General features: G+C 70.5%; 18 protein-coding genes. 12 read left to right on the top strand and 6 right to left on the bottom strand.

Translation table 11 applies throughout. From position 1 onward, the window contains the following. Nucleotides 1-11: 11 nt before the first annotated feature. Nucleotides 12-1,202, bottom strand: a complete 1,191-nt coding sequence (locus F4553_RS30830; protein ID WP_184843042.1) for an ROK family transcriptional regulator — start codon at nucleotides 1,200-1,202, stop codon at nucleotides 12-14. Nucleotides 1,203-1,511: 309 nt separating this feature from the next. Then, the gene (locus tag F4553_RS30825; RefSeq protein ID WP_221470793.1) at nucleotides 1,512-1,865 is read right to left on the bottom strand and encodes a winged helix-turn-helix transcriptional regulator; all 354 of its coding nucleotides are present in this window, start codon (nucleotides 1,863-1,865) and stop codon (nucleotides 1,512-1,514) included. Between the two features lie 135 nt (nucleotides 1,866-2,000). Between F4553_RS30825 and F4553_RS30820 the strand changes: the two genes are divergently transcribed. Beyond that, nucleotides 2,001-3,488 (top strand): MFS transporter, encoded by a 1,488-nt coding sequence (locus F4553_RS30820; RefSeq protein WP_246467532.1) that lies wholly within the window; start codon nucleotides 2,001-2,003, stop codon nucleotides 3,486-3,488. 83 nt (nucleotides 3,489-3,571) lie between these two features. Here F4553_RS30820 and F4553_RS30815 read toward each other — a convergent pair whose 3' ends face one another. Continuing rightward, complete coding sequence (locus tag F4553_RS30815) at nucleotides 3,572-6,208, bottom strand: MGH1-like glycoside hydrolase domain-containing protein (RefSeq protein ID WP_246467531.1); 2,637 nt, start codon at nucleotides 6,206-6,208, stop codon at nucleotides 3,572-3,574. Between the two features lie 43 nt (nucleotides 6,209-6,251). On the opposite strand from F4553_RS30815, the gene F4553_RS30810 reads away from it, so the two are divergent. The 3 genes from F4553_RS30810 (at nucleotide 6,252) to glgB (ending at nucleotide 11,451) form a co-directional block, all read left to right on the top strand. Next, nucleotides 6,252-8,219 carry an amylo-alpha-1,6-glucosidase gene (locus F4553_RS30810; RefSeq protein ID WP_376776317.1) on the top strand — a complete coding sequence of 656 codons (1,968 nt, stop codon included), beginning with the start codon at nucleotides 6,252-6,254 and terminating at the stop codon, nucleotides 8,217-8,219. A gap of 156 nt (nucleotides 8,220-8,375) precedes the next feature. Then, on the top strand, nucleotides 8,376-9,662 hold the full coding sequence (locus F4553_RS30805) for a glycosyltransferase family 4 protein (RefSeq protein ID WP_246467529.1): 1,287 nt from the start codon (nucleotides 8,376-8,378) through the stop codon (nucleotides 9,660-9,662). 25 nt (nucleotides 9,663-9,687) lie between these two features. Beyond that, nucleotides 9,688-11,451: a 1,4-alpha-glucan branching protein GlgB gene (gene glgB / locus F4553_RS30800; protein WP_312875452.1), complete on the top strand. Its 1,764-nt coding sequence runs from the start codon at nucleotides 9,688-9,690 to the stop codon at nucleotides 11,449-11,451. Between the two features lie 120 nt (nucleotides 11,452-11,571). Here the strand turns inward: glgB and F4553_RS30795 are convergent, their stop codons facing one another. Then, nucleotides 11,572-12,936, bottom strand: coding sequence for an extracellular catalytic domain type 1 short-chain-length polyhydroxyalkanoate depolymerase (locus F4553_RS30795; protein WP_184843027.1), 1,365 nt, complete (start codon nucleotides 12,934-12,936; stop codon nucleotides 11,572-11,574). Nucleotides 12,937-13,140: 204 nt separating this feature from the next. Further along, the gene (locus F4553_RS30790) at nucleotides 13,141-14,193 is read right to left on the bottom strand and encodes a LacI family DNA-binding transcriptional regulator (RefSeq protein WP_184843024.1); all 1,053 of its coding nucleotides are present in this window, start codon (nucleotides 14,191-14,193) and stop codon (nucleotides 13,141-13,143) included. A 51-nt stretch (nucleotides 14,194-14,244) separates the two neighbouring features. Here F4553_RS30790 and F4553_RS30785 point away from each other — a divergent pair, with 51 nt between their 5' ends. Further along, nucleotides 14,245-15,408 (top strand): MFS transporter, encoded by a 1,164-nt coding sequence (locus tag F4553_RS30785; RefSeq protein ID WP_184843022.1) that lies wholly within the window; start codon nucleotides 14,245-14,247, stop codon nucleotides 15,406-15,408. 58 nt (nucleotides 15,409-15,466) lie between these two features. Further along, the gene (locus tag F4553_RS30780) at nucleotides 15,467-16,144 is read left to right on the top strand and encodes a hypothetical protein (RefSeq protein ID WP_184843019.1); all 678 of its coding nucleotides are present in this window, start codon (nucleotides 15,467-15,469) and stop codon (nucleotides 16,142-16,144) included. 113 nt (nucleotides 16,145-16,257) lie between these two features. Here the strand turns inward: F4553_RS30780 and F4553_RS30775 are convergent, their stop codons facing one another. Then, nucleotides 16,258-16,404 (bottom strand): hypothetical protein, encoded by a 147-nt coding sequence (locus F4553_RS30775; protein WP_184843016.1) that lies wholly within the window; start codon nucleotides 16,402-16,404, stop codon nucleotides 16,258-16,260. Nucleotides 16,405-16,651: 247 nt separating this feature from the next. On the opposite strand from F4553_RS30775, the gene F4553_RS30770 reads away from it, so the two are divergent. The 6 genes from F4553_RS30770 (at nucleotide 16,652) to F4553_RS30745 (ending at nucleotide 22,166) form a co-directional block, all read left to right on the top strand. Beyond that, entirely contained in the window at nucleotides 16,652-18,208 is a 1,557-nt protein-coding gene (locus F4553_RS30770; RefSeq protein WP_184843013.1) for a transcriptional regulator, read from the top strand. Then, nucleotides 18,205-18,552, top strand: coding sequence for a cupin domain-containing protein (locus tag F4553_RS30765; RefSeq protein WP_184843010.1), 348 nt, complete (start codon nucleotides 18,205-18,207; stop codon nucleotides 18,550-18,552). The genes F4553_RS30770 and F4553_RS30765 overlap by 4 nt, the downstream gene beginning before the upstream one ends. A 96-nt stretch (nucleotides 18,553-18,648) precedes the next feature. Continuing rightward, the gene (locus tag F4553_RS30760; RefSeq protein ID WP_184843007.1) at nucleotides 18,649-19,194 is read left to right on the top strand and encodes an EF-hand domain-containing protein; all 546 of its coding nucleotides are present in this window, start codon (nucleotides 18,649-18,651) and stop codon (nucleotides 19,192-19,194) included. Beyond that, nucleotides 19,194-19,754 (top strand): EF-hand domain-containing protein, encoded by a 561-nt coding sequence (locus tag F4553_RS30755; protein ID WP_184843004.1) that lies wholly within the window; start codon nucleotides 19,194-19,196, stop codon nucleotides 19,752-19,754. The genes F4553_RS30760 and F4553_RS30755 overlap by 1 nt, the downstream gene beginning before the upstream one ends. Before the next feature lie 163 nt (nucleotides 19,755-19,917). Beyond that, complete coding sequence (locus F4553_RS30750) at nucleotides 19,918-20,997, top strand: Gfo/Idh/MocA family protein (RefSeq protein ID WP_184843001.1); 1,080 nt, start codon at nucleotides 19,918-19,920, stop codon at nucleotides 20,995-20,997. 149 nt (nucleotides 20,998-21,146) lie between these two features. After that, a complete protein-coding gene (locus F4553_RS30745; RefSeq protein ID WP_184842998.1) occupies nucleotides 21,147-22,166 on the top strand; it encodes a coiled-coil domain-containing protein in 1,020 nt (339 codons plus the stop codon). The last annotated feature ends 75 nt before the right edge of the window (nucleotides 22,167-22,241 follow it).

Here is a 22,241-nt window from a genome sequence, read left to right as displayed (position 1 = left end):
CCCCTGATGGTTCAGAAGCTCTGCCGGTGCGCGACGTCGCTGGCGAGGACCGCGGCGCCGGTGACGCCCGCGCGCGGGCCGAGCTCCGAGAGCACGACCAGCAGGTTTCCCGTGGCGAGCGGCAGCGATCGCTTGTAGACGACGCCCCGGATCTCGGCGAGGAGCAGGTGGCCGAGGCCGGCGAGGCCGCCGCCGATGACGATCATCGACGGGTTGATGAAGCTCACCATCCCGGCGAGCACCTCGCCGAGGTGGCGGCCGCCGGCGCGGACCAGGTTGATGCACGTGACATCGCCCTCGGCCGCGGCGTCGCCGACATCTTTGGCGGTCAGCGTGCCCTGCGCGGCGAGCCTGCGGGCCAGGGCGGCCGACGAACCGGAGCGGGCGGCGACCATCGCCTCGCGGGCGAGGGCGGTGCCGCTGAAGAAGACCTCCAGGCAGCCGACGTTGCCGCAGTAGCAGACCGGTCCCTTGCCGTCGACCTGGATGTGGCCGATGTCCCCGGCGCAGCCGTCGGCGCCGCGGTGGACCTGGCCGCCGAGGTGGATGCCGCAGCCGATGCCGGTGCCGATTTTCACGAAGAGGAAGTTGTCGATCGTGTGGGCGATGCCGCTGTGGCGCTCGCCGATGCTCATGATGTTGACGTCGTTGTCGACGGCGACCGGGCAGCCGTGCTCGATGCCGAGGGTGGAGCGCAGCGGGAACCGGTCCCAGCCCGGCATGATCGGTGGGAAGACCGGCATGCCGTCGCGGACGCTGACCGGGCCCGGCAGGCCGACGCCGATCGCGCTGAGCCGGTCATAGGCCCCGCCGACGCGCATCTTCTGCAGGATCTCGTTGACCCGGCGCAGCATGATCGTGGGCCCGGCGCTGATGTCGGCCTCTTCGCTGTGCGCCGCGAGGGGCTCCAACCGGCCGTCGGTGATCTCGACGTCGATCGAGGTGGCGCCGAGGTCGATCGCGGCGTAGCGGATCTCCGGGTTCAGCTCGACCAGGGTCGACCGCCGGCCGCCGCGCGACTCGGCGGGGCCCGCGCCCCGGATCAGCGAGGCGTCCACCAGCGCGTCGAGCTCGCTGGCGAGCCGGGAGCGCGGCAGGGTCAGCCGGTCCGCGAGCTCCACCCGCGACTGCGGGCCCAGGTCGCGCAGCAGGCAGAGCAGCTGGTACGAGATCGGCTCGGTCAACTGGGGCGGCGCACCCATCGGGGTCTCCTTCTCGATTGGCGTGGTTGATGCCAGTGGCCGCTGGATCACCGTGTCGACGCCCCCATTGTTGCCGGTGGGCCGCTGGACGCGGACGCCCACCCGAGAGACTTTCGCCAACCCATCGATGTCTTTTGTCGAACTTTTAGAAAGTACCTGAAGTGGAGGCTAAACCACCCTCGGCCATATGGACAAGTACGGACATCGCCAACGGAGCCCTCCTGCCCCACCTCAAGTTATTTAGCTGCATAAATACACTGATCATCGATGAGGTCGGCGTGGCGGAGATTTGCCAACGACGCGTCGAAGTTAGGACGCCTCCGCTGAAAGGCCGCGCTCGCGATCGTAGGCCTCGCGGGCCGAGTCGATCGCCGACCGGTGCCGCTCCGCCCAGGCGGTCAGCGTGAGCAGGGTGCTGTAGAGCTCCCGCGCCATGTCGGTCGCGACATACTCCACCTTCGGCGGCACGGTGGGGTAGACGGTCCGGTGCAGGAGCCCGTCGCGCTCCAGGTTGCGCAGGGTGAGCGTCAGCATCCGCCGGCTGATCCCCTCGATCTTGCGCTCCAGCTCGGTGAAGCGGACCGGCCCCTCGGACGCCTCCACGATCACGCCGATGCTCCACTTGCCGCCGACCCGGTCCAGCACCTCGCGGACGGTGCACATCTTCGGCAGATCCGGCGAGCCGAGGCACGGTGCGACCTCGTCCGCTACAACCGTGTGCCCCTGTGACATCAATGTGCCTCCTTCCGGCAAACCCAATGGTCACACATGATGGTCACTGTTACAAACAGTGCACCTTTGGAGGCCACCATCATGATCACCCAGGCTCCGGCCCGTGCCGCGACCCCGGCACCAGCGCGCTCGCGCTGGTTCGCCCTCGTCGTGCTCTGCGCCGGAATGCTCATGATCATCCTTGACCAGACGATCGTCACCGTGGCGCTCCCCGCGATCCAGCAGGAGCTCGGCTTCACCACCGCCGACCTCGCGTGGGTCGTCAACGCGTACGTCATCCCCTTCGGCGGCCTGCTGCTGCTCGCCGGGCGCCTCGGCGACCTGCTGGGCCGCAAGTCGGTCTTCGTCACCGGCCTGATCGTCTTCACCACCGCGTCGGTGCTCTGCGGCCTCGCCACCACGCCGGAGCTGCTCATCGCCGCCCGCTTCGTCCAGGGCATCGGCGGCGCCATCACCTCGGCGGTGGTCCTCGGCATGATCGTGCCGATGTTCCCCGAGCCCCGCGAGCGCGCCCGCGCCATCGGGATCTACGCCTTCGTCGGCTCGGCCGGTGCCACCATCGGCTTCTTCGCGGGCGGGCTGCTCACCGAGGCGCTGAGCTGGCACTGGATCTTCTTCGTGAACGCGCCGATCGGCGTCGTCGCCGCAGCGCTCGCCATCCGGATCTTCCCCGCCGAACGCGGTCTCGGCCTCGCCGCCGGTGCCGACGCGCTCGGTGCGCTGCTCGTCACGGCGGGCCTGATGCTCGGCGTCTACACGATCGTCGCGACCGGCTCGCACGGCTGGGGATCGGTCCACACGCTGGGGTTCGGCGGTGCCTCGATCGCGCTGCTGGTGGCGTTCGTCGTCCGCCAGGCCACGGCGCGCAGCCCGCTGCTGCCGCTGCGGGTCTTCCGCTCCCGCAACGTCTCCGGCGCCAACGTCGTACAGGCCCTGATGGTCGCCGGGCTCCTCGGCTGGCAGTTCCTCAACACGCTCTACCTGCAGCAGGTGCTCGGCTACTCCCCCGTCGAGGCCGGGCTCGCCGTCGTACCGGTGGCGCTCGCGATCGGCACGCTCTCGCTGGGCTTCTCCGCTCGCCTCAACACCCGCTTCGGGCCGCGCCGGGTCCTGATCGCCGGGCTCGTGCTGATCACCGTGGGAGTGGCGCTGGTGAGCCGGGTGCCGCTGGACGCCGACTACCTCACCGACCTCCTGCCCGGCATCGTGATCTTCGGTACCGGCGGCGGCCTCGCCCTGCCCGCCGTCACGACGCTGGCGATGTCCGACGCGACCGACGCCGACGCCGGTCTCGTGTCGGGCCTGGCCAACACCACCCAGTCGATCGGCTCCGCCCTGGGTCTGGCAATCCTGGCCACGGTGGCAGCGGCCCGCACCGCCGCCCTCTCCCCGGCCGCGATCCCCACTCCGCAGTCCCTGACGTCGGGCTACCGAGCGGCGTTCGCGGTAAGCGTCGCCCTCCTCCTCACCGCCCTGACGGTCGCCGCGACCGTCCCCCACCCCACCCACCCCACCCGCCCCGCCCACCCCACCCGCCCCGCCCGCCCCTCCTAATTCGCGTTGATCAAGGGAAGACTCACCATGTCGGGTGTCCGATATGCGGCGAGTCTTCCCTTGATCAACGCGAATTTTGGGGGTTACGGGCGGCGGCGGCGGAGGATTAGGTCGGCTACGAGAGCTGTCCAGCCCGTCTGGTGGGACGCGCCCAGGCCCTCTCCCGTGTCGCCGTGGAAGTACTCGTGGAAGGTGATCAGGTCCTTCCAGTCGGGGTGCCTGCCCAGGCGGTCGCTGGTGCCGTAGATGGGGCGTACGCCATCGGGGCCGGGCAGGAAGAGGGAGATCAGCCTCGCCGAGATGTCGTCGGCCACCTCGCCCAACGGGATCTTGCGGCCGGAGCGGGTGGGGTACTCCACCGCCAGGTCCTCGCCGAAGAACCTCGCGTAGTGGCGCAGCGACTCGACCAGCAGGTAGTTGACCGGGAACCAGATCGGACCGCGCCAGTTGGAGTTGCCGCCGAACAGGCCCGTCGTCGACTCGCCCGGCTCATAGGTGACGGTGAAGTCGTTGCCGCCGAGCTGCACCTCGTAGGGCTCCTCCAGGTGCTTGCGCGACAGCGTACGCAACCCGTGCGGCGACAGGAACTCCTCCTCGTCGAGCATCCGGCCCAGCATCCGCAGCAGCTGGTCGGGGCCGACCACGGAGAGCAGGCGCACCTGCTGACCGCCGTCGGCGATGCGCCGGGCACCGACGACCGCCGCGAACTCGGGCTTGTTGGCGAGGAACCAGCGCAGCCGCGCCGCCACCTCGGGCAGCCGGATCAGCGTCACCGAGTTGAGCATCGTCGTCGCGCACAGCGGCAGCAGGCCGACGACGGAGCGGACCTTGAGCGGGATCTGCTCGCCGTCCTCACCCCGCAGCACGTCGTAGAAGAACCCGTCCTCGTCGTCCCAGAGCCCCCGGTTGTATGCGGCGCTGGCGATATAGGCGAAGTGCTCGAAGAACTTCGTCGCGATGTCGGTCCAGACCCGGTCGTGGGTGGCGAGGACGAGCGACATCTCCAGCATGTTCAGGGCGTACATCGCCATCCACGCGGTGCCGTCGGACTGCTCCAGGACACCGGCGACCGGGAGCGCGGCGGAGCGGTCGAAGGGGCCGACGTTGTCGAGGCCGAGGAAGCCGCCCTCGAAGACGTTGTTGCCCTCCAGGTCCTTGCGGTTGACCCACCAGGTGAAGTTGAGCAGCAGCTTGTGCATGATCCGCTCAAGGAAGTCGTAGTCCTTGGCGCCGTCGATCTCGAAGACCTTCAGCGCGGCCCAGGCGTGCACGGGCGGGTTGACGTCGCCGAAGGCCCACTCATAGGCGGGGATCTGGCCGTTGGGGTGCAGGTACCAGTCGCGCAGCAGCAGGAGCAGCTGGTCCTTGGCGAACCGGGGATCGACGTGGGCCAGGACCACGGTGTGGAAGGCGAGGTCCCACGCCGCGTACCACGGGTACTCCCAGGGGTCCGGCATGGAGATCACGTCGAAGCTCGTCATGTGCCGCCAGGCGCTGTTGCGGCCGGTCCGCCGTCCGGCCGGCGGCGGCGTCGAGCCGGGATCGCCGTCGAGCCACTTCTCCACGTCGAAGTGGTAGAACTGCTTGCCCCACATCAGCCCGGCGATGGCGCGCCGCAGCACGATCGCCTCCTCGGGCGGGGTGCCGGGCGGGGTCAGCTCGGCGAAGTACTCATCGGCCTCGGCGCGGCGGGCGGCGAGCACCTCGGCGTACCCCTCGGCGAGGTCTGGCTCCGGGACGGGGAGACCGCCCGGCGGCGGCGCGATCTGGGTGAGGCGCAGCCGGAGCTCGGCCTTCCCCCCGGCCGGGACCGTCACGGTGTAGTGCAGCGCGCCCTTGGTGCCCTTGCCGGTCGGGTTGACCGTCGCGGCGCCGTTGACGACGTGGTCGTTGATGCCGTCCTTGGGATAGAGCGAGCGCCCGTCCAGGGCCCAGATGCGCTGGGCGTTGGTCTCGTTGTCGCAGACCAGCGGGGTCGGCTCGCCCTCGCCGTGCAGCGCGAGCTGGCCGAGGATGCGGTGGCTGGCGTGGAGCGTGGCGCCGTCGGCGGTGATCACCGGCTGGTCGTCACGGCCCGGCGTCCCCCAGGACCAGGTGTTGCGGAACCACAGCGTCGGCAGCACGTGCAGGGTCGCCTCGTCGGGCCCCCGGTTCTCCAGCGTGACCAGGGCGCACAGGTCCGTCGGCGACGCCTTGGCATAGTCGACGGTGATCGCCCAGTAGCGGTCGTCGTCGAAGGCGTCGGTGTCGGCCAGGTCGTACTCCGCCTCGGAGCGGTCCATCTGCCGGTTGACCGTGATGAGCTCCTGGTAGGGGAACTCCCGCTGCGGGTAGTGGTAGCGCCAGGTCATCCACGAGTGGGTCGGGGTCGAGTCGATGTACCACCAGTACTCCTTGGCGTCCTCCCCGTGGTTGCCCTCGTTGCCGGTGAGGCCGAAGATCCGCTCCTTGAGGATGGGATCGACGCCGTTCCAGAAGGCGAAGGCGAAGCAGAAGGTCTGCCGGTCGTCGCAGATCCCGGCGAGGCCGTCCTCGTTCCACCGGTAGACCCGCGAGCGGGCGTCGTCGTGCGAGAAATACTCCCAGGCGGTGCCGTGCTCGCTGTAGTCCTCCCGGACCGTCCCCCAGGCGCGTTCGGCCACGTAGGGCCCCCATGCCTTCCACGGTGTGGCCCCTGCGTCGGCGTCGGCGAGGCGTCTCTGTTCTGAGGTCACGCCCATGATTCTTACCCACCTCTGTTTCGCGGATGCGAACATCGACCCTGTGAATCTCCACGTCGCGTTCGGCCCGCAGCTCTGCGGGGACCTCGCCACCGCCTCGACCAGGGAGTGGCTGGTGCCCGACGGGCTGGGCGGCTACGCCATGGGCACCGTCTCGGGCCTCGCCACCCGCCGCTACCACGCACTGCTCGTCGTGGCCGGTCAGACGCCGGCCCAGCGGCGGGTCGGCCTGGTCGCGCTCGATCCGGTGATCACCACCACATCAACCACGAGTGGGGTACGCCTCGCGACGCACGAGTGGCACGACGGCACCGTCGCCCCCCGGGGGTACGAGCTGCTGGAGAGCTTCACGCTGCACGACGGCCTGCCGGTGTGGCGCTGGCGCCTCGGCGAGACCGTGATCGAGCGCAGCCTCGCGATGCGCCACGGCACCTCCTGCGTGGCGGTCGTCGACACGCTGATCGAGGGCGGACCCTGCACGATCAGCGTGGACGCGCTCTGCACCTGGCGCGACGCGCACGGCGAACGCGGCTCCGGCAACGGCGCGCTGCGGGTCGAGTCGAGCTCCGGTGGAGCGGTGGTCGAGTCGGCGTACCGGCTGCGGGGGCCGAACTGGACCCCCCGGGGCGAGTGGTGGCTGGGCGCCCACCACCGCGAGGAGGCGGCGCGCGGGATGGCCGCGACCGAGGACCTGCTGCACGCGGGCTCCTTCAGCGCGGAGCTGGCCCGTCCCGGCGACTGCCTGGAGGTGGTCGCCTGGTCCGGCGACCTGGGCTCGGAACCACCCCCCGCCCGCGAGATCATCGAGGCCGCCGGCCGGCGTAACGCCGGGCTCGACGTCGCCGCCGACGCCTTCGTCGTGCGCACCTCGACCGGGCCGGACGTGGTGGCGGGCTACCCGTGGTTCGGGGCGTGGTCGCGGGACACGATGATCTCCTTCGACGGGCTCTTCCTGCACACCGGACGGTTCGGCGAGGGGCGTGACCTGCTGCGCAACTACGCCGAGACGCTCAGCGAGGGGATGCTCGCCAACACCTGCGACGGCGGCGCGCCGCAGCACAACACGGCCGACGGCACCCTGTGGTTCCTGCACGCGATCGACCGGCACGTCACCGTCACCGGCGACACCGACCTCGCCGCGGAGCTGCTCCCGGCGCTGCGGGAGATCTACGACTGGCACGTGCGGGGCACCCGCTACGGCATAGGGGTGGACCCGGCCGACGGGCTGCTCCGGCAGGGCGCCCCCGGCGAGGCGCTGACCTGGATGGATGCCCGGGTCGACGGCGTGCCGATCACCCAGCGGGCGGGCAAGGCGGTCGACATCAACGCGCTGTGGTGCAACGGGCTGGCCGTCCTGGCGCAGCTCAGTGACCGGGTAGGCGCGGATGGCTCGCCCTTCGCGACCCACCGGGACCGGGCGGTGGCGGCGTTCCGCAACCGCTTCCCCCTGTCCCGTCACACCGCGTCGGCGTCGGCGTCCCCGTCACGTTTTGCAGCAAACGGTGGCCTCGCGGCGCCGGAAGACCACGCTTTGCTGCAAAGCGTGACCGCCGTCGGCGGGACCGCGCCGGGGCTCTTCGACGTCGTGGACCCGGACGACGCGGCGCTGCGGCCGAACGCGCTGCTCGCCTGGTCGCTGCCGCACGCGCCGATGGAGCCGGACGCCGCCGCCGTCCGCCGGATCGCCGACGCGCTGCTCACCCCGCTCGGGCCGCGCAGCCTCGCCCCGACCGACCCGGCGTTCCGCCCCCGCCACCGGGGCACCATGGCCGACCGGGACCGCGCCTATCACCAGGGCACCGTCTGGCCGTGGCTGATCGGGCCGATGGCGGACGCGATGCGGGTGTCCGGGCTGCCGACCGAGGATATTTTCACCGGATTGACCGAGCATTTGTCGGAGTGGGGCCTCGGTTCGGTGAGCGAGACGGCCGACGGAGCGGCGCCGCACGACGCCACCGGATGCCCGTTCCAAGCGTGGAGCGTCGCCGAATTCATCCGCACCTGCCGATAAAGCGCCTGCTGGAAGGCCGTTACACGCCGGAAACTCAACTTCCCCCGCTCGCAATGTCTGATCCACGACAATGGTGATAACCCCAATGGCGCGATGGGCACCTGTGTCGGTGCCTTGATTCCGCATGCCCGGGTACTCCAACGTAGGGGGCTCTCCATGAACTCTGCCCGCCCGCTTCGCATCATGATGCTGTCCTGGGAATACCCTCCAGTCGTCGTGGGCGGGCTCGGGCGGCACGTTCATGCCCTCGCCACGTCGCTCGCCGCGGCGGGGCACCACGTCACCGTCGTCACCCGGCACGCCCCCGGCGCTCCGATCGAGGAGGACGCCGAGGGTGTCCACATCGTCCGGGCGCCCGAGGACCCGCCGCTCTTCGCCCTCGCGACGCCGACGCTGCTCGCCTGGACGATGGCGTTCAACCACACGCTGACCCGGGCGGCGCTGCGCGCGGCGGACGCCGGTGAGTTCGACGTGGTCCACGCGCACGACTGGCTCGTCACCCACACCGCCGTCACCATCGCCGAGCACCTCGAACGGCCGCTCGTCGCGACGATCCACGCCACCGAGGCCGGTCGGCACCAGGGGTGGCTCCCGGACGACCTCAACCGCAGCATCCACTCCGTCGAGTGGTGGCTGGGCCACGAGGCGAGCCGGGTGCTGGTCTGCTCGGCGTACATGAAGTGGGAGGTCACCCGGCTCCTGGAGCTGCCCGCCGCCAAGGTCGAGGCGATCCCCAACGGCGTCGACAGCAGCATGTGGAAGGCCGCGCCCGCCGCGGTCAAGGCAGCCCGGCTGCGCTACGCCGGTGAGGGCCCGCTCGTCGGGTTCGCCGGTCGCCTCGTCTACGAGAAGGGCGTGCAGCACCTGGTCAGCGCGATCCCGCAGATGCGCGACGAGCACCCGGGGCTGCGCGTGGTGATCGCGGGCGACGGACCCTACCGGAGCGAGCTGATGGACGCCGCCCGCAAGCTCAAGCTCCAGCGCACCGTCTCCTTCACCGGCTTCCTCAACGAGCGGGAGCTGCCCGCCGTCCTCGCCGCCACCGACGCCACGGTGGTGCCGTCGCTCTACGAGCCGTTCGGCATGGTCGCGCTGGAGGCCGCCGCCGCCGGTGCCCCCCTCGCCGTCGCCGACACCGGCGGGCTCGCCGAGATCGTCGAGTCCGGCGTCACTGGGGTGACCTTCCCGCACTCCGATCCCGACGCGCTCGCCACGGCGGTGGGATCGCTGCTCTCCGCGCCCGAGCACGCGCAGTCGCTCGCCCGGCAGGCACTGACGATGATCGGCGAACGTTACGGCTGGCAGAGCATCGCGGCGAAGACGGCCGGGGCCTATTACGCCGCGATCGACGAGGAGCCGCTGGTCCGGGCCGAACGGATCGCCGCGCTGGCGCTCGCCGAGCGGCCGCAGATCGTCATCGGCGAAGGTAACCTGCTCAGGTGAACCCAGCGCTGCACGGACCCGCCCAGTGACGCGCCTGTGGGAGCGGCTCGGTGCGCACCCCGAGGGCGACGGATGGCGGTTCGCCGTCTGGGCTCCCAACGCCCGGGCGGTCACCGTCGTCGGCGACTTCACGGGCTGGTGGCCCGACGATGGCGTACCCATGGATCAGGATTGGTCTGACGGGGTGTGGCGGGCGTGGGTGCCGTCGGCCGCGAGCGGGCAGCGCTACCGCTTCCGGGTGCTCGGCGCCGACGGCGAGTGGCGCCACAAGTCCGACCCGCTGGCCTTCGCGACCGAGTGCCCGCCCGCCAACGCGTCGGTGCTGCACGCGCCGGATTACGCCTGGGGTGACGGCGAGTGGATGCGGACGCGCCGCGGCGACCACCACGCCCTGCCGATGTCGGTCTACGAGGTGCACCTCGCCTCCTGGCGGCCGGGACTGAGCTATCGCGATCTCGCCACGCAGCTCGTCGACTACGTCGGCGGCCTCGGCTTCACCCACGTCGAGTTCATGCCGGTGATGGAGCACCCCTTCGGGGGGTCCTGGGGTTACCAGGTCACCGGCTTCTACGCCCCTACTGCGCGGCTGGGGTCACCCGACGACTTCCGCCATCTCGTCGACGCGTTCCACCGGGCCGGGATCGGCGTGATCCTGGACTGGGTCCCCGCCCACTTCCCCAAGGACGAGTGGGCGCTGGCGACGTTCGACGGCACCCACCTCTACGAGCACCCCGATCCGCGCCGGGGCGAGCACCCCGACTGGGGCAGTCTGATCTTCAACTACGGCCGCGACGAGGTGCGCGACTTCCTCGTCAGCAACGCCCGCTTCTGGTGCGAGGAGTTCCACGTCGACGGGCTGCGGGTCGACGCGGTCGCCTCGCTGCTCTACCTGGACTACTCCCGCCAGGCGGGTGAGTGGGAGCCCAACGTCTTCGGCGGCAACACCAACCTGGAGGCGCTCGCCTTCATCAAGGAGCTCAACGGCGCCGTCTACGCCGAGCACCCGGGCGTCGTCATGATCGCGGAGGAGTCGACGGCCTGGCCGGGCGTCTCGCGCCCGCTCGACTGGGGCGGCCTCGGTTTCGGCCTCAAGTGGAACATGGGCTGGATGCACGACACGCTCGGCTACATCGAGCACGAACCGATCCACCGCCGCTACCACCACGACGAGCTGACCCTGCCCAGCCTCTACGCCTTCGACGAGCAGTTCGTCCTGCCGATCAGCCACGACGAGGTCGTGCACGGCAAGAAGTCGCTGCTCGGCAAGCTGCCGGGCGACCACTGGCAGCAGCTGGCGGGCCTGCGCGGCCTGCTCGGTTACATGTGGGCCTTCCCCGGCAAGAAGCTGATCTTCATGGGTGCTGAGCTCGCGGCGACCGAGGAGTGGTCCGAGCAGCGCGGCCTGGACTGGTCCCACCCCGATCAGGGGGTCATCGACACCCTGCGCGACGCCAACCGCCTGCTCACCAGGATCGGCGCTCTGTCCCAGCGCGACGGCACCGCGGACGGCTTCGCCTGGTTGAGCGTCCACGACGCCGACCGCAACGTGATCGCCTTCACGAGGTTCGGCGACGACGGCTCGATGCTCGCCTGCGTGGTCAACTTCTCCGGCATCCCGGTGACGGATTACGAGCTGACCCTGCCCGCAGCGGGCACCTGGACCGAGGTCCTCAACACCGACGCGGCCGTCTACTGCGGTTCCAACGTTGGCAACTACGGCGAGGTGGTGGCGCGTCCCGAGGCGAAGGTCCACCTGGGCCCCTTCGCCGCGGTATGGCTTACCCGCTGAACAACATATTCGCGTTGATCAAGGGAAGACTCGCCGCGAATCGGACACCCGAGATGGTGAGTCTTCCCTTGATCAACGCGAATTCAGGGGCCGTCCCGCCGTGGCGGGACGGCCGGGAGGTCAGGCGATGGCGCAGGTGGCGCCGTTGAGAGTGAAGGTCGCCGGCCTCGTGGTGTTGCCGGTGTGGGTGGCCTGGAAGCCGATGCCGGTGGAGGCGCCTGGCGCGATGCTCCCGTTGTAGGAGACGTTGCGGGCCGTCACCTGGCCGCTCGTCGGGGCATAGGTCGCGTTCCAGCCGGACGTGATCACCTGTCCGCCGGCGAGCGTGAAGACCAACGACCAGCCGCTGATCGCCGTCGTACCCGTATTGGTGATGGTGATCTCGGCGGTGAGGCCGGTGTTCCACGGGTTGAGCACGTAACCGATCCGGCACGGACCGGACGGCTGCGGACTCGACGACGGGCTCGGGCTCGCCGAAACGCTCGGTGAAGCGCTCGGTGAAGCGCTCGGCGACGGCGGCCGGCTGGCCGACGGGGAGACGCTCGGCGACGGCGGGGTCGTGCCGTTGAGGCCGAGGAACGCGATGGCGAGCGCCGCCTGACCGCTCTGCGGCAGGTCGTGGCCGACACCGTTGAGGCTGATCGCCTCGACCTGCGCGGTGCCGCCGGTCGAGCCGTACCGGGTACGCGTCCAGCCCGACTGGGGCGTATCCGTGGACGACGGAGTCTGGCTCAGCCCGTGCACGTTGGTCCACTGCTTGATCGCTTCGCCGAAGTTGGGGTAGCGCAGCGTCTGGTCGTTGGTGCCGTGCCAGAGCTGCACCCTCGGCCGCGCCCCCGTGTAACCGGGGTAGGCCGCGCGGACCTGGTCACCCCACTGCTGCGCGGTCTTGATCAGCTGTCCGTTGGCACAGGTGCTGTTCCACATCGAGCCGTCGGTGGTCGCGAAGCATCCGAAGGGTACGCCCATGAAGGACGCACCGGCCTTGAACACGTCCGGATAGGCGCCGAGCAGCACGTTTGTCATCATGCCGCCCGACGAGGCGCCGGTGACGTAGACCCGGGACGGATCGGCGTTGTTGCGTTGCAGCACGTAATTGACCATCGAGACGATGCCGACCGGGTCGCTGCCGCCGTTGTGGGTCAGTGCCTGCGGTGACGAGACGTCGAAGCAGGAGCCGCTCCGGGTCGCCGAGGGATAGATGACGATGAAGCCGTACTGGTCGGCGAGCGACGCGAACTGCGTCCCGGAGTAGAAGGCCGGACCGGAGCCGGTGCAGTAGTGCACGGCGACGAGGATCGGCGGCCGGGCGGCGACGTTGTTGGGGACGTAGAGGTGCATCCGCAGGTTGGTCGGGTTGTTGCCGAAGCCGGTGACCTCGGTCAGGGTCGCGGCGGCGGCCGGCTGCGATGTCATCGCCACCGCGGCAGCCGCCACGAACGCCACGATCGCGGCGCTGAGCAGGGATGTCGTTGTCCTCTTCATGATCTGTGTTCCACCTCGCCTGGGCGTTAGGACAGGATAGAAACGTTTCTAAACATTTATTGATGTATTTCGTAGGCCACGCTAAAGCGCACCCGCAGCCAGGTCAAGACGGTCCGGGGAGCACCAAGACATTGGCACACAACAAGATCGTCGCAACTCTTGAAGAGTTGTTGCTAAGGCCTGGCGGCCTGAAGCAACAACTCTTCAAGAGTTGCGACGATCTTGGAGGCGGGCGGTGCTGTCGCGGATGACGAGGGTGGTGGCCAGTTCGACGCGATGGGGTGTGGGGGTGATGCCCGCGGCGAGGGCCAGCACCATCTCCCCCGCCGCCGCGCCCATCTCCGCCAGCGGCTGGCGCACCGTGGTGAGGGCCGGGCCGGACCAGCGGGCGAACTCCAGATCGTCGAAGCCGACCACGCTCAGGTCCTCCGGCACCCGCCGCCCCGCCGCCCGGGCCGCCTCATAGACACCGAAGGCGAGCAGGTCGTCGGCGCAGAAGACGGCGGTCGGCGGAGCATCGAGGGCGAGCAGGTCCCGGCCGTGCCGCAGCCCGTCCTCGAAGAAGAACCGGCCGTCGCGTACCAGTCGGGGATCGACCGGCACCCCGGCGGCGTCCATCGCGGCGCGGAACCCGTCGAGCCGGGCGCGGGCGGCGAGGAAACCGGTGGGTCCGCCCACCATCGCGATCCGCCGGTGGCCGAGGTCGAGCAGGTGCCGGGTCGCCGCCACGCCACCGCTCCAGTTGGCCGCGCCCACCGACGGTACGTCGTGCAGGGGCTCGCCGGTGGGGTCCAGGGTGACGAGCGGAATCGAGCTCGCCGCGAGCCGGGCCTGCTCCGTGGCGGCCGGCTCGGAGTAGACGGCGATCACCCCGACGGGCCGACGGCTCAGCACCTGCTCCAGCCAGCTCCGCCCGGGCTCCTCGCGGCCGCGCATCTCGGTGAAGCCGACGGCGAGCGACTGTCCCCGGGCGACCCCCTCGACACCGCGCATGATCTCGATCGCGAGGTGGCTCTCCAGCGCGTGGAAGACGACCTCCAGCACGGGCGCCGGGCCGATCGCGTCCGGCCTGCGATAGCCCTGCTCCTGGAGGATCGCCTCGACCCGGCGGCGCGTGTCGAGGGCGACACCCGGCCGGCCGTTGAGCACTTTGGACACCGTCGGCGCGGAGACACCGGCGAGGCGGGCGATGATGCCGACCGTCGTCTCCCCGCGTTTGCGGCCACGCCGCTCGCCTGCGGGATCACTCGGCGTCATCGGCGCAGTCTAGTGCTGACGAGGCCCGCCGAGGTATGGCAGCCTTGGCCGATGAGCGTCCTGCCCCTCCCGCCCGCGCTGCGCCGCGGGCGGATCGCCACCTGCCTGCTCTTCGCCTGTGTCGGGATGGTCGTGGGTACGTGGAGCGCGCGCATCCCGGCGATCAAACGGGATCTCGGCCTCTCGGACGGGCAGCTCAGCATCGCGCTGCTCGGTTTCGCCGCCGGGGCCATCATCGGGATGCAGCTCGTCGGCCACCTCGTGGAGCGCTTCGGCGCCGCCGGGGTGATGGTGCCGGCCGCCGTCGCCGAAGGGCTCGCGCTGATCACACCGGGGGTGGCGCCGAATCTCGTGCTGCTCACGGGTTCGCTGCTGCTGCTCGGCACCGTGCACGGGACGCTCAACATCGCGATGAACACCAACGCCGTGGAGATCGAGCGGGCCGCCGTGCGCCCGATGCTGTCGTCGTTCCACGCCGTCTACAGCGTGGGCGGCTTCCTCGGTGCCGGGATCGGCGGTGCCTTCGCCTACCTGTCGCGGACGCCCACGCAGACCTTCGCCGCCGTCGCGGTGCTGGTGGTGGCGCTCGCGGTCTGGGCTCGCCGGTGGGCGTACGCCGCACCGCACGTCCCTGAGTCGCATGTGGACACCACCCCCGCCGGGCGGATCGGCGGTGTGGCCCTGCTCGGGGCGCTCGCGTTCTGCTGCCTCGTCGGCGAGGGTGCCGCCGCCGACTGGAGCACCGTCTATCTGCGCGACAGTCTCGGCAGCTCGCCCGGGTTCGCGGCGATGGCCTACGCGGCGTTCGCGATCTCGATGATGCTCGGCCGACTCGTCGGCGACGGGCTGACCGCCCGGTTCGGCCCGGTCACGCTGGTCCGGGGCTGTGCCGCGCTCGCCGCCGCCGGCCTGGGCATCGCGCTGCTGATCGGGGAGCCGGTCGCCGGGATCATCGGCTTCGCCTGTCTCGGCGCGGGACTGTCCTGCATCGCACCGCAGGTCTTCTCGGCGGCGGGCAACCGCGACCCGGCCCGTGCGAGCCGCGTGCTGGCCCGGGTGGTGAGCATCGGCTGGGTCGGGTTCGTCGCCGGGCCCATCATGATCGGCGCCCTCGCCGAGGTCACCAGCCTGCCCGTGGCACTGGCGATCCCGGTGCTGCTGGCGGTCTTCATCGCGGCGACGGCCACCGCGCTCCGCCCGGCCCGGCCTGCGTAAACACCGACGCCGTCAGCGGGACAGCGCACCCCGGCCCGGTCCAGTAGTGTCCCGCCGCGTGACAGATCTGATCCCTCAGCCCGTCTTCCCGGTCTACCCGGGCACGAGCGCCATCACCACCTGCCGGTTCTGCGGTTGCACACCGGCGGTGGACGCCACCTTCCGCGGCCACCGCGGACTGATCATCCTGATGAGCTTCCTCAAGACCGAGGGGCCCTTCTGCCGCGAATGCGGCATCGCGACCTTCCGCACCATGACCAGCCGCACCCTCGTGCAGGGCTGGTGGGGCTGGGCGTCGTTCCTCATCACGCCCTTCATCCTGCTGTGGAACCTCTTCGCCCGGATGAAGGTCGCGAAGCTGGAGGCGCCCCGACCGGTGCACGACCGGCCGCACGGACCGCAGCTCGACGCGGGTCGGCCGGTCTATCTGCGACCCACGATCGTCGGCCTGCTCGTGCCGATCCTGGTCGTCGGCTTCGTCGGCAGCGCCATCATCGCCGGGATCAACGCCAAGCCCGAGGACAACATCGGGCGGTGCGTGTCGGTATCCGGCGGTGTCGAGAGCGCCGAGCTGGTCGACTGCGACGAGCGCAACGACGGCAAGGTCATCGGCGTCGCCGACACCGAGGCCGGTTGCCCGGAGGCGGCGACCCACGTGCTGGAGCGCTACTCGGTCAGCCGCAGCGGCACCCGCACCCGGCTCGACGACGGCAAGGTCCTCTGCGTCCAGGAGTAACGCACAGCCTGGAGTAGCACAGATCCCGGAGTAGCGGGAATCAGACGAAAATGGGGGCGACGGCGGTGCGATGGCCGCCGCCCCCACTCATCCCCGGACCGGCGTCAGGGAGTTCAACCGGTCGGGAGGTCCTTCGCCGCGTTGCGCGGACGCCGCGGCGGCAGCGCCGGAAGCGCCGTCGTCGGTTGGGTCATCCACCGCGGCAGGACGTACTGGCGGTAGACCGGGTCGTAGTCGGCGACGCGAGAATTCCTGGTCATGGCACTTCCTTTCGTGAAGTTCGTGGATGGGCGGGCCGTGCACAGTTGCCAGCCGAGGAACACGGCCCGCCCGGCACCCACCGCCGCAGCGTGCTTGCGAACAGCGGCAAGGCCACGCCCATATCTTCATGAACCGCGCAGACCGGGATAAGGCCCTTCATGGGGGTCCACGATGGACCCCCGATGGAGGTCATGACAGCCTAGATCCACAGACATCTAGTTAGCGGTCATGCAGGAAGGGGCGGCCATGCCCGGACAACCCATCAACCCTCGATGGTGGACGGAGGAGTCCTTCGAGGGACGTCCGCTCACCGAGGCGCTCCGCGAGCGCGACATCGCCTTCGTCTTCCGGTTCCTGCGTTCGCGTGGGCTCAGCCGGTCGATGATCGCCGGATATACGGGGCTCGCCGAGACTCGCGTACGCGCGATCGCCAACAGGCACCAGATCGTCACGGCGTACGGCGTCCTGGAGCGGATCGCGGAGGGCCTGGCGATCCCCCGATCGCTGATGGGGCTGGGTACAGCGGCCGAGGAGCTGCCCGTCCGCCCGGCCGACCCGGCGAACGACCACTCCGCCGCACCCGTGCTGCTGCAGTGGCTCGCCCGCCGGTCCGAGCGGGATCCCGAGACGGTGCTGCGCGACATCGGACGGTCGGCCTCGACCCGCCCCACCGGTGCGGCACTGACCCCGGCGCGCTCGTCGATCGCCGAGGCGCTGCTCGCCTACTACCGGGTCGACGAGTCCTCGGCGCTGCAGCCTTACCGGGTCACGCTGCCCGATCGGGAGCTGACGCTCTCCATCGTGACCAAGCCCGACTGGATCGGCCTGTCCGCAGCGCTCGGCACCGCAGCTGAGCAGGCCGTCCTCATCCCCCGGTCCGATCCGGCCCTCGTCCTCGACGAGGTGCACTACGCGGCTGCGGCGGCCCGGGTCGCGGAGATCTCCCGGCGCGGGACCCGGGTCGTCGACGCCCCCGTCTACCGCCTGCTCTCGGTGGAGCCGCGACCAGACCGGCTGCGCTGCGAATTCGCCACGACCACCTTCATCGAGTACGCCCTCACCATGGACCTGCTGGAGCCGGAGCTCATCGCCAACCTCCCCGATGCGCGGCGCCGGCTCCCGCTGCGCGACCGGCTCCTTCCCGATCTCGCGAAGGTCGCCGACGTGGCGAACCGCATCTGCGCGGGCGGCGTCTGCACGCTCTTCGCCGCAGCCCGCCCCGCGGACGGCCGGCGGGACCGTCCCGACTATGCCCTGCTCGTGCAGCAGCGCTCCGAGCAGGTGCTCAACGCGGTCGGGCGGCTCTCGGTGATTCCCAAGGCGTTCCACGAGCCGCTGACCGATCTCGCCAACGACGCCAAGCTCTCCGCCACCCTGCTGCGGGAGATGGAGGAGGAGCTCTTCGGCCGCACCGAGCTCGACTCGGCGGACGTGGACGTGAAGCGCTTCGCCGATCCGATGCATCCGAGCCTGCTCTCGGAACCGCTGCGGTGGCTCGTGGACCGGCGCGACGCGGGTGTCTGGCGGATGGAGTCCGTGGGCGTCGGCCTCAACCTGATGAGCGGCAACTACGAGATGGCGTGCCTCATCGTGATCGAGGACCCGGCCTGGTGGACCCTGTTCGGCGGCATGATCCAGGGCAACTGGGAGGCCGATGGGCTGCGCATCTACTCCTCGCTCGACACCGATCTGCTGCACGAGCTGATGGCGGACGCGGCGTGGAGCGACGAGGGCCTGTTCGCCTGCGCGGAAGGGCTCCGCCGGCTCCGCGCCATCGCCGCCGGACCGGCGGGAAGTCCGTGAACGGCGAGGTCTACGCCGGCAACGCCGGTCCCGACGCGGCGGGCAATCGCGGCTGGCTGCTGGGGCACTTCATGCCTCCCGGCGTACGCCAGAGTGATGATCTTGAAGTTAAGTGGGGCGTGCACCCGGCGGGTGAGAGCCGGGCCGGATGGACCGCGGGTGACACCCGCTCGACGATGGTGCTGCTCATCGAGGGCCGGTTCCACCTGGAGCTCACGACGGGCGGCCACCTTCTCGCCGAGCGCGGGGACTACGTCGTCTGGGGGCCGGGCATCGACCACAGCTGGCGCGCCGAGACCGACTCGGTCCTGCTCACGGTCCGCTGGCCGAGCATCCCGCTGTGACCACAGAAACCGCTGCTCAGGACCGGTGTGCCGACTTCACGGACCAGCACCCGCCCCCTAGAGTCGGTCGGATATTCCGCACTAATCGGGGGAAAAATGATCAACGAGGTACAGGCGGCCAAGCTTGACCGCCGATTCACGCTGCTGGATCTGACCGGCGACAACTACGTGCAGCGCGAGGATTACGAGGAGCTCGCCCGGCGGCTCGCCCAGGGCGCCTCGCTGCCCCTCGACCACCCGCAGCGGCAGGACATCGTCGACAGCCTGCTCGGTCTCTGGGAGGCGATCGCGGCGAAGGTCGACGGAGACGGCGACGGCCGCATCTCCCGCGACGAGTGGCACGCCTCGGTGGCGAAGTCGATCATCGAGCGCGACGGCTTCGACCGGATCATCGCGCCGGTCGCCGAGGCGGTGCTCGCCGGTTACGACGCCGACAGCGACGGCGAGCTCGACCAGGACGAGTTCGAGTCGTTCCTGACCGCGATGGGGGTCGACGCGGGCGACGCGTCGGCCGCCTTCGACCAGATCGACACCGACGGGACGGGCGCGCTGACCCTCGACGAGATCACCGAGGCGCTGCGCGACTTCTACACCAGCCCCGACCCCGATGCCCTCGGCAACGCCCTCTACGGGAAGATCTGATGACGGCCAACGGGGTCGATGTCATCTCCGCCGTGCAGCGGGCGAAGCTCGACCACCGGTTCTCGCTGCTCGATGTCGCGGGCAAGGGCTACCTCGACCGCACCGACTACGCCGAGCTCGCCCGGCAGATCGCGGGCGGCGCCCAGCTCCGCTTCGACGACCCGCGGCGGCAGGAGATCGTCGACAGCCTGCTCGGCCTCTGGGACATCCTCGCGGTCCACGCCGACGCCGACGGGCGGCTCTCCCGCGAGGCGTGGCAGGCCTCGGTGCAGGAGTCGGTCTTCGAACCCGACGGCTTCGAGCGGGTCATGGAGCCGGTCGCGGCATCGGTGATCGCCGGGTACGACGGTGATGGCGACGGCGAGCTCGACCGGGCGGAGTTCGAGGCGGTCCTGATGTCGATCCGGGTCGACGCCGAGGGCGCGGCTGCCGCATTCGCGCGGCTCGACACCCGGGGCAGCGGCAAGCTGTCACGGGAGCAGCTCATGGTCGCGCTGCGCGAATTCCTCGTCAGCGACGACCCGGATTCGCCGGGAAACATGCTGCTCGGCTCCTTCTGATCGGCACCGTGGCCGGATGGGCGGCGCAGGGACCCCAAGATCGCCGCAACTCTTCAAGAGTTGGTCCTGAGAACCCGTTAGGACCAACTCTTGAAGAGTTGCGGCGATCTTGGTCCCGGCCGTGACCCGCCACGTCGCGGACGCCGGGGATAAAGTACGCCGCATGGCGGAGAATCCTGTGCGTTACGCGGTGATCGGCAGCGGTTGGCGGGCCGACTTCTTCCTGAAGCTCGCGGCGTCGCTGCCCGACCGGTTGCGGGTCAGCTCCGTCGTCACGCGTACCCCGGAACGAGCGGCGCAGATCGAGGCCGCCTGGGGCGTACCCACACATCTTGATCTTGATGGGTTGGAGCGCGACCGGCCCGACTTCGTGATCACGTCGGTGCCCTGGGATGTCAACCCCGGGATGGTCGAAGCGCTGGTGGAGCGCGGCCTGCGGGTGCTCTCCGAGACGCCGCCCGCGCCCGACCGCGACGGCCTGCGCCGCCTCTGGGCCGGCGTCGGCGAGCGCCGCATGGTGCAGGTCGCCGAGCAGTATCTCCTGCTCCCCGACCACGCCGCCCGGCTCGCGGTGGTGCGGTCCGGCCGGATCGGCGAGCCGACCTCGGCGCAGGTCTCCTCCACCCACCTCTACCACGCGGTCTCGATGATCCGGGGCATGCTCGGCGTCGGCTGCGGTCCCGTCGAGGTCTCCGCCCGCGCCTTCACCGCGCCGCTGATCGCCCCGCTCGACCGCGTCGAGGGCTGGCGCGATCTGGAACCGCAGCCGACCGTCACGACACTCGCCACGCTCGACTTCGGCGGCCGGGTCGGCCTCTACGACTTCACCGACGGCCAGTGGTGGAACCCGCTGCGCTCGCGCCGCATCGTGGTCCGCGGCAGTCGCGGTGAGCTCGTCGACGATCGGGTGATCCGGATGGCCGACCCGCGTACCCCGATGGAGTCGACCCTGCGGCGGCGGCAGACGGGCCGCGACCTCAACCTGGAGGGCTTCGACCTGGACCACATCGGCTTCGACGGGGAGGTCGTCTACCGCAACCCCTTCGCCGGGGCGCGCCTGTCGGACGAGGAGATCGCCATCGCCTCGATCCTCGAGGCCACGGGCCGGTGGAGCCGCGACGAGGGCGATGCCCCCTACCCGCTCGCCGAGGCGTGCCAGGACCACCTGATCGGACTCGCGATCGAGGAGTCGGCGCGCACGGGAGCGCCGGTGACGACGGCGGTGGAGGACTGGGCAGCGTAACGGCACTGTGGCGCTGCGTAAGGATTTTCGTGCCGGATGGGCGCCTCGGTTAGAGTGCTCGCGGATCGTTCACCCCGCAGGAGCCCGGCCGATCCCCGGCGGCTCCGTGAGCTGCCCGGGCGCCCCCGCCCGGTTCGGAAGGACCGACCGTGCCCGCGACGGCTTCCCCGCGCCGTATCGCCGCCAGCCTGCTCGCGGTGATCGTCGCCGCGTCCCTGCTCGTGGCCGGCGGGCCACCCGCGCCCGCGCTCGCCGAACCCGGCGACGAGGGGCACAACCAGCAGCTCATCCAGAATCTGGAGGCGGCCGCCCGCGGCTACATCGACGCGAAGACGGCCCTCGACGTCTCGACGAAGCGGCAGGCCGAACTCCGGATCCAGCTCGCCGCCGTCGAGAAGGAGCTCGGGCCGCTGCGGGCCAAGGTCGGCGACTTCGCCGCGGCCTCCTATCAGAGCGGGCGGCTCAGCGGCTTCGGTGCCCTGCTCGCCAGCGCGAACCCGGACCAGTTCCTGGACCGCGCGGCGATGCTGCAGGAGATCACCTACCAGCAGGACCAGGCGATCGGCCGGCTCACCGCGGCCGAGGAGCGGGTCAAGTCCGACAAGGCCGCCGTCGACGCCGAGGCGGCGAAGCAGGCGAAGCTCTCCGCCGACATGAAGGCCCGGATGAAGGTCGCCGAGACCGCGATCATCAAGGCGGGCGGCGGCAGCGCCACCGGTTACCTCGACCCCGACTCCCCCGCCGCGATCCCGGCACCCCGGGACAAGAACGGCAACTGGCCGACCGAGCGCTGCTCCGTCGACGACCCGACCAAGACCGGCGGCTGCATCACGCCGCGCCTGCTGCACGCCTACAACGAGGCGCGCAAGAACGGCTACACGCGCTTCACGAAATGCTGGCGCACGCAGAGCTGGGGCGAGCACCCGCGCGGCCGCGCCTGCGACTTCTCCAGTGCCAAGGGCGGCTTCGCGGGTACGGCGACCGGCGGCGACCTGACCTACGGCAACAAGTTGGCGGCGTTCTTCATCCGCAACGCCTCGTCGCTCGGCGTGCTCTACGTGATCTGGTTCCGCAAGATCTGGTTCCCGGGACTGGGCTGGCGAAGCTACAGCGGCTGCTGCGACCCGTCGGCGTCGCACACCAACCACGTCCACCTCTCCATGTATTGAGCTGTGGCGTGCGGCCCCCGCGGGCGCGCCCGGAGATCCTGAAGATCCCCACCGATCGTCCGTTGCCCGGCGGCG

The sequence above is a fragment of the Allocatelliglobosispora scoriae genome (assembly GCF_014204945.1).
Lineage (GTDB): Bacteria > Actinomycetota > Actinomycetes > Mycobacteriales > Micromonosporaceae > Allocatelliglobosispora > Allocatelliglobosispora scoriae.
The sequence above is the reverse complement of the archived record's forward strand: the minus strand, read 5'-3'. Positions and strand labels throughout refer to the sequence as shown.

Excerpts from the sequence above, each read along its gene's own strand:
- F4553_RS30790 (WP_184843024.1), bottom strand. The coding sequence starts at position 14,193 with ATGACGCCGAGTGATCCCGCAGGCGAGCGGCGTGGCCGCAAACGCGGG.
- F4553_RS30815 (WP_246467531.1), bottom strand. The coding sequence starts at position 6,208 with ATGGGCGTGACCTCAGAACAGAGACGCCTCGCCGACGCCGACGCAGGG.
- F4553_RS30825 (WP_221470793.1), bottom strand. The coding sequence starts at position 1,865 with ATGTGCACCGTCCGCGAGGTGCTGGACCGGGTCGGCGGCAAGTGGAGC.
- F4553_RS30760 (WP_184843007.1), top strand. The coding sequence starts at position 18,649 with ATGATCAACGAGGTACAGGCGGCCAAGCTTGACCGCCGATTCACGCTG.
- F4553_RS30805 (WP_246467529.1), top strand. The coding sequence starts at position 8,376 with ATGAACTCTGCCCGCCCGCTTCGCATCATGATGCTGTCCTGGGAATAC.
- F4553_RS30775 (WP_184843016.1), bottom strand. The coding sequence starts at position 16,404 with ATGACCAGGAATTCTCGCGTCGCCGACTACGACCCGGTCTACCGCCAG.
- F4553_RS30755 (WP_184843004.1), top strand. The coding sequence starts at position 19,194 with ATGACGGCCAACGGGGTCGATGTCATCTCCGCCGTGCAGCGGGCGAAG.
- F4553_RS30785 (WP_184843022.1), top strand. The coding sequence starts at position 14,245 with ATGAGCGTCCTGCCCCTCCCGCCCGCGCTGCGCCGCGGGCGGATCGCC.
- F4553_RS30750 (WP_184843001.1), top strand. The coding sequence starts at position 19,918 with ATGGCGGAGAATCCTGTGCGTTACGCGGTGATCGGCAGCGGTTGGCGG.
- F4553_RS30830 (WP_184843042.1), bottom strand. The coding sequence starts at position 1,202 with ATGGGTGCGCCGCCCCAGTTGACCGAGCCGATCTCGTACCAGCTGCTC.
- F4553_RS30770 (WP_184843013.1), top strand. The coding sequence starts at position 16,652 with ATGCCCGGACAACCCATCAACCCTCGATGGTGGACGGAGGAGTCCTTC.
- F4553_RS30795 (WP_184843027.1), bottom strand. The coding sequence starts at position 12,936 with ATGAAGAGGACAACGACATCCCTGCTCAGCGCCGCGATCGTGGCGTTC.